Genomic DNA, 8,072 nt, shown 5'->3' with positions numbered 1-8,072 from the left:
GCCTCCCACAGTCACCACATGGACGCCCTGCTGCCCGACCTCGAGGCGGAGTTGGCGTCGTTGACGCCTCGTGCGGGACAGGTGCCGTTCTACTCGACGGTCACCGGCGGTCTGCTGGACGGCACGGCGCTCGACGCCGGGTACTGGTGCCGCAACCTCCGTCAGCCGGTGCGGCTGGATGCGGCGCAGCAGGCGCTGCTCGCCGACGGGCTGGACGTGTTCGTCGAAGTCAGCCCCCACCCGGTCCTGATCATGCCGTTGACGGACGGCAGTGCCGGGCGGGGTGTGGTCGTCGGCACGCTCCAGCGTGAGCGCGGGGATCTGGCGCAGATGGCGCGGATGGTGACGCTGCTGCACGTGGCGGGCGTCGAGGTGGCCTGGGAACCCCTGTTGGGGACGCATGGTCCGGTGGTGGACCTGCCGACCTATGCCTTCCAGCGCGAACGTTTCTGGCTGGACACCGTCACCAAGGCGTCGGGTGATGTCACCTCGGTGGGGCTGGAGTCGGCCGGGCATCCGTGGCTGGGTGCGGTGACCACGCTCGCCGACGGCGAAGGTCATGTGTTCAGCGGCCGTGTCTCACTGCGCGAGTTCGGCTGGCTGGCCGATCATGCGGTATTCGGCACGGTGATCGTCCCCGGCACCGCGCTGCTCGAACTCGCCCTGTCGGCCGGCTATTTCGTGGGTGTGGGCCGGGTGGAGGAGCTGACGCTCCTGGAGGCGCTGGTCGTTCCGCAGGAGGGTGAGCTGCGGCTTCAGGTGACGGTGGGCGCGCCCGGACCGGATGGTCGTCGTCCGGTGGCGCTCTACAGCCGGCGTGGTGATGACGGTGAGTGGGTCCGGCATGCGTCCGGTGTGCTGAGCGAGGCACCGGCCGCCGCGTCCGGCGGGTTCGAGGCGTTGGCGCAGTGGCCGGTGGCGGGTGCGCAGCGGGTGGACCTGGACGGCTTCTACGAGCGTCTGGACACCATCGGCATCGAGTACGGCCCCGCATTCCAGGGCCTGAGCGAACTGTGGCGCGACGGCGACACCGCCTATGGCCTGGTCCGCCTGCCCAAGGACGTCTCCACCGACGGCTACGGCATCCACCCCGCACTCCTCGACACCGCCCTGCACACACTGTTCGCCGTACCGGACGGCAACGGCACGGGAGACGACATCGCCCTGCCGTTCCAATGGACCGGGGTCGACCTCCTCACCGGCGCGGGCAACCTGCTCCACGTCCGGGCCGAGCTCGACGAGACACGCACCGCCGCCCGCATCTGGGTGGCCGACGAGAACGGCGACCCCGTCGCCCGGATCGAGGGACTCCAGGTACGGCAGGCCACGGCGGAGCAGATCCGCGCCGCAGCGTCGGTGTCCGTGGACCACCTGTACCGGGTGGACTTCCAGCCGGTCACGGCCGGCTCTCAGGAACAGGACGCCGACCGGCTGGTGATCGACGCACGGAACTGGTCGGGTTCGGTGACGGAGGTCGCCGGGCGTGGACTGGCCGAACTCCAGCAGGCGTTGGCCGATGAGGCCGTGACCGAGATTGTGTTGGTGACCTGGGGCGCGGTCGGTGAGGACGCCACGGACGTGGGCCAGGCGTCGTTGTGGGGTCTGGTGCGTTCGGCACGCAGTGAGCACCCGGAGCGGGTGATCCGCCTGATCGACACCGACACCCAGGACCTGACACCGGCCCTGCCGATCGCGGACGAGCCCGAGCTGATCGTCCGCGAGGGCAAGGTGCTGGCGGCCCGCCTGGTCCGGACGTCGGCGGACGCCGACGCGCAGACCCGTGTTCTGGATCCTGCCGGGACGGTCCTGATCACCGGCGGGACGGGGGAGTTGGGTCAGGCGTTGGCCCGTCACCTGGTCCACGAGCATGGTGTGCGCCGTCTGGTGCTGACCTCACGCCGTGGCGCCGACGCACCCGGTGTGTCCGACCTGGTGGGGGAGTTGACCGCCGCCGGTGCCGACCATGTCGAGGTCGTCGCCTGTGACGTGGCCGACCGCGCCCAGGTCCGCACCCTGCTCACCGGCGTGGACACCGCCCACCCCTGGACCGGTGTGTTCCACCTTGCCGCCGTCCTCGACGACGGACTCCTCACCGACCAGACCCTTGACCGTCTGGCCCCCGTCCTGGCCCCCAAGACCGAGGGTGCGCTGCACCTGCACGACCTCACCCGCGAACTCGGCCTCGATCTCGCCGCCTTCGTCCTCTACTCCTCCGCCTCCGGCGTCCTCGGCGGCCCCGGCCAGAGCAACTACGCCGCCGCCAACACGGCCTTGGACGCGCTTGCCACCCTCCGCCGTAGTGAGGGTCTTGCCGCGACCAGTCTCTCCTGGGGTCTGTGGCAGCAGGCCGGTATCGGGCTGACCGCGGAACTCGGGCAGGCGGACGTGGCGCGGATGCGGCGCCAGGGCTTCGGCGCGCTGACCCAGCAGCAGGCGCTGGCCGCGCTGGACGCCGCCCTGCTCCAGCCGCACGCCCACCTCGTCCCGATCAAGCTCGAAACCGCATCGCTGCGCCGCGCCCTGGACGACGGCGAGCAACTTCCGCCCGTTTTCCGCGCCCTGGTCCCCGCCCGTCTGCGCGGCACACGCCGTTCCCCCGGCACCGACTCCGGCCTGCGTGAGCAGTTCGCCGCCCTGTCGCAGGCCGAGCGTCGCGCCGCGGTCACCGAGATGGTGCGCCGCGACGTCGCGGTCGTCCTCGGTATCGCGGACCCGCAGGAGATCGGCGACGACCAGCCGCTCAAGGACCTGGGCCTCGACTCGCTGATGGCCGTCGAACTGCGCCGCCGCCTGTCGGCACAGGTACGCGCTGTCCTGCCCGCGGACCTCGCCTTCGCCCACCCCACCCCCGGCGCCTTGGCCGACCACCTCCTCACCCACGTCTTCGACGCCGCACCCGGCACCGGCGACCCCAACACCGCCGGCGCAGCACCGCTGCCGCTGGAACGCGCCGAACAACGGGAGGTCCACCCGGCGACCGAGGGCCAGAGCCGCCTGTGGTTCCTGGAGCAGATGAGCCCGGGCACCGCCCGCTACAACGTGGCCCTGCGGATACGGCCCGCCCGTCCGCTGGACCGCGACGCGTTCGTCCGGGCCCTGGCCTGGATGGCCGGGCGGCACGAGGCGCTGCGCACCGGCCTTGGCTCCCGAGAGGGCCGGCTCGTCCAGAACGTCCACACCGACGTCACCGTCCCGTTCACGTACGAGGACCTGTCCGGCCTCGGACAGGACGCGGTGGACGACAGGATCCGGCAGGAGGAGCTGCAGCCCTTCGACCTCGCCGGACCGTCCCTGCTGCGCTGCCGTCTGCTCGACACCGGCGCCGACGGCCAGATCCTGTGCCTGACCTTCCACCACTCGGTCACCGACGGCTGGTCCCTGACGGTGTTCCTGCGCGAACTGTACGACGCCTACCGCACGTTCACGGCGGGACGGCGGCCGCAGGCGGCCGAACCCGCGCACCACGTCGGCGACTACGCCCGCTGGGAACAACGCAGCCTCACGGAGGGGCGGTTCGAGGAGGGGCTGCGGTTCTTCGCCGCCGAACTTCGGGGCTCGCCGATCCTGGAGCTGCCGCCCGGCCCGCAGGCCGTGGCGGAAGGCGCCGAAGGCGGCGACGCGGTCTACTTCACCGTGCCCGCAAAGCTTCGCGGGCAACTGGAGGCACTCGCCTCCGAAGAGTCCGTGACCCCGTACACCGTCTTCGCCGGGGCGTTCGCCGCGATGCTGGCCCGCTACGCCGGCCAGGACGACTTCACCCTGGGCACGGTCTGGGCCAACCGGCAGCTGCCGGGCACCTCGGACGTGCTGGGCTTCTTCACCAACACGCTGCCCCTGCGCTGCGATCTGAGCGGCGACCCCGTCTTCACCGATCTGCTGGCCGCGATGCAGCCGCGGATCCTGGGGCTGGTCGAGCACCAGAGCGTGCCGCTCACCGAGGTGATGAAGGTCGCCGACACGCCCCGCACCGGCGACGACAACCCGCTGATCCGCGCCGTGTTCAACTACATGGGCGCCGACTTCCCGGCCCTGGGCAGCGGCGAGGACGCCTGGCTCCTGCCGGCCGGCGGCAACGGCGCGGGCAACGTCCGCGGCGCATCCAAGTTCGCCCTCGGCATGAACCTCGCACCCAGCGGCGACGGACTGTGGGGCGAGCTGGAATACCTCTCCCACACCATGGACCGGGCCTCCGCCGAGCGGATGGTGCGCAACTTCCGCACCCTGCTCGAGTCGCTGGCCGCACAGCCGCGGCGCCGCCTGAGCGAGTTGGATCTGCTGGACGCGGCCGAGCTGGCCTGGCTGGAGGAGCGCGGCGGCCGGCCCTCGCTCACGGCGGGCCCGGACACCACGACCGCCCTGGACCTGGTGCTGGCCCAGGCGCGCCGCACACCCGACGCGATCGCCCTGGTCTGCGACGGCCGGGAGACGACCTACCGTCAGATGGTGGCGCGGGCCGGGACACTGGCCGCGCGGCTCACCGAGGCCGGTGTGACGGCCGAGGTCCCGGTGGGGGTGCACCTGCCCCGCTCCGCGGACCTGGTCGTCTCGGTGCTCGCCATCTGGATGGCGGGCGGCGCCTACCTGCCCGTCGACCCGCACTACCCGCAGGCTCGCGTCGACTACGTGATCCAGGACAGCGGACTGCGGGTCCTCGTCTCCGACCGGCCGGTGGACACCACGGCCCACGTTCTGCTGATCGGCGACATCCCCGACGCCCCCCTCGACGCCGCGTGGCCCCCGCCGGCCGCCCGCCCCGCGCTCGACGACCTGGGATACGTCATCTACACCTCCGGCTCCACCGGCACCCCCAAGGGCGTCCTGATCGAGCACGGACAATTCGTCAACTTCTGCCGCAGCGTCGACGACCGTATCGGCGGCGGCCCCGGAGACACCTGGCTGGCCGTGACCAGCCCCTCGTTCGACATCTCCACCGTCGAACTGATCTGGACCCTCACCCGCGGCTACCGCGTCGTCATCGCCCAGGGCAGCGTCGGCGAATGGCCCGGCTACCGCTCCTTCGCACCCACCCACCTGCAGTGCACCCCGTCGCTGGCCAGAATGCTGCTGGCCGACGCCGACGGCCGGGCCCTGCTCGGCGGCCTGGACCGCATGATCGTCGGCGGCGAGGCGCTGGACCGGCCGCTCGCGAAGAAACTGCTGCGCACCGTACGCGGCTCGGTGACCAACATCTACGGCCCCTCCGAATGCACCGTGTGGTCCACCACCTGGAACGTCGAACCGGGCGAGGTCTCCCTCGGCGACGCCGTCCTGGGCACCGGCCTGTACGTCCTCGACAGCCACGGCGCACGGATGCCCCGCGGCAGCCGCGGCGAACTGTGGATCAGCGGCCGGGCCGTGACCCGCGGCTACCTCGGCAGGCCGGAACTGACCGCAGAACGCTATGTGCCCGACCCGTTCCACCCCGGCGCCCGCATGTACCGCACCGGCGACCTGGTGCGCTACCGGGAGGACGGCAGCCTCGAGTACTGCGGCCGCATCGACAACCAGATCAAGCTGTACGGACACCGCATCGAACTCGGCGAGATCGAAGCCGTCGCGGGCGAACACGACTGCGTTGTCGAATGCGCCGCCGTCGTACGCCAGGACACCGAGAACGACCCCCGGCTGTTCCTGTACTGGACGGGCCGGCCCGCCGAAGAGGACCTCGTACGCGCCTACATCGCCGAACGGGTCCCCGCCTACATGGTGCCCTCCCGGCTGGTACGCCTGGACGAACTGCCGCACACCCCCAACAAGAAGGTCGACCGCGGTGCGCTGCTCCGGATGCCCGCACCGCGGGCCGCCGGCACGGCACCGGCCCCCTCCGACACCGCACCCGCCGCGCCCGCCCCCCTCGGCGACAGCGTCGAGCAACTGGTGCGACGCGCCTGGGCGCAGGTGCTGGACCGTCCACGGATCGAAACCGACCGCGGCTTCTTCGAGCTGGGCGGCAACTCGATGACCGCCCTGCAGGCCCACAAGGTCATCTGCGAAGGACTCGGCCGCGAGTTCCCCCTGTCCGCGGTCTTCCGCTACCCCACCGTCCGGCAGCTCGCCGCGTTCCTGCGCGGCGACCACGACACCACCCGGACCGCCCGCGGTCCGCGGCCCGCACCGCCGCGCCGCACCGACGACGACGCGATCGCCATCGTCGGCATGTCCTGCCGGCTGCCCGGCGCACCGGACATCACCACCTACTGGAACAACCTCCGCAACGGCACCGAGTCGATCACCCGGTTCTCCGAGACCGAACTGCGCGCCGCCGGCGTCCCCGACACGCTGCTGCGCGACCCGAACTACGTACGGGCCAAGGGCCACGTGGAGAACGCGGACCTCTTCGACGCCACGTTCTTCGACTACTCGCCCGCCGAGGCCGAGACGATGGACCCGCAGCACCGCCTCTTCCTCGAATGCGCCTGGGAAGCCCTGGAACACGCGGGCCTGGTCCCGCAGACCTACGACGGCAGCATCGGAGTCTTCGGCGGATCGGGCTTCGGCGGCTACGGCGGCGAGGAAGTCAACGACATGTCGTCGTTCTTCCGCACCATGATCGGCACCAAGAACGACTACTTCGCCACCCGCGTCGCCCACAAGCTCAACCTCCGCGGCCCCGCCCTGTCGGTGCAGACCGCCTGCTCGACCGGCCTGGTCGCCGCCCACCTGGCCCGTGAAAGCCTGCTGCGCGGCGAGTCCGACGTCGCCCTCGTCGGCGCCTCTTCACTGACCGTCCCCCTCAAACAGGGCTACATGTACCAGCAGGGCCTGGTGCTCTCCGCGGACGGCAAGTGCCGCGCCTTCGACGAGAAGGGCGGCGGCACCGTCTTCGGCAGCGGCGTCGGCGTCGTGGTCCTGCGCCGCCTGTCCGACGCCCTCGCCGCCGGCGACACCGTCTACGCCGTGATCCGCGGCAGCGCCGTCAACAACGACGGCGCCGACAAGGTCGGCTTCACCGCGCCGAGCGTCGAGGGCCAGGCACAGGTCATCGCCGCCGCCCACGCCGCGGCCGGTCTCACCCCCGCCGACATCGGGCTCATCGAAGCCCATGGCACCGCGACCGCGCTGGGCGACCCCATCGAAGTACAGGCCTTGCAGCAGGTGTTCGCCGCAGACGACCGCGACGAGCCGTGCGCCCTCGGCTCCGTGAAGACCAACATCGGCCACACCGACGTCACCGCGGGACTCGCCGGCCTCATCAAGGCCGCCCTGTGCCTGCACCACGCCGAACTCGTGCCGAGCCTCAACTTCGAACGCCCCAACCCCGAGATGGGCCTCGACCCCGCCCTCTTCCACGTCAACACCGAACTGCGCCCGTGGCAGCAGGACACCCCCCGCCGCGCCGGCGTCTCCTCCTTCGGCATCGGCGGCACCAACGCCCACGTCGTCCTCGAACAGGCCCCGCCGCGCCACCCGCACGAAACCCCCCGCACCCACGGCGCACAGCCTGCCCCCCTGCCCGTCGTCCTCTCCGCACGCAACGACACGGCACTGCGCGAGCAGGCCGGACGCTGGGCCGACTGGCTGGCCGCCCACCCCGACACGCCCCTGCGGGACATCGCCGCCACCGCCGCCACCCGCCGCGCCCACTTCACCGAACGGGCCGTCGTCATGGCCGGCACCACCACCGACGCGGCGGAAGCCCTCACCGCCCTCGCCGGACACCGCTCCCACCGCGCCCTGATCCAGGGCTCGGCGGGGGAGCGGGGCCAGGTCGTGTTCGTCTTCCCCGGCCAGGGCAGCGAGTGGGCCGGAATGGGGCGCGAACTGCTGGAGCAGTCACAGGCGTTCGCCGACGCGGTGCGTGAGTGCGATGAGGCGCTGGCCCCGTATCTGGACCGGTCGGTGGAGGGCCTGCTGCGGGAAGGGGTCGTGGAGGAGTGGTCGCGGCTGGATGTGCTGCAGCCGGTGATGTTCACGGTGTATGTGGGCCTGGCGGCGGTGTGGCGGTCGCTGGGTGTGGAGCCGGCCGCGGTGGTGGGCCATTCGCAGGGTGAGGTGGCGGCCGCGGTGGTGGCCGGTGCGCTGTCCGTCGAGGACGGTGCGCGGGTGATCGGTGTGCGCAGCGCCGCGCTGCA

The 8,072-nt window shown here is 71.8% G+C and carries 1 protein-coding gene; it reads left to right on the top strand.

Going from position 1 to position 8,072, the window contains the following annotated elements:
• Nucleotides 1–18: 18 nt before the first annotated feature.
• Nucleotides 19–8,072 (top strand): amino acid adenylation domain-containing protein (locus tag ACWGH4_RS25900; RefSeq protein WP_453465205.1); only part of this gene is annotated, 8,054 nt, incomplete at its 3' end.

The organism is Streptomyces sp. NPDC054847 (assembly GCF_053610925.1).
Note: the sequence above shows the minus strand (reverse complement) of the source record. Positions and strands in the feature narration are given on the sequence as shown.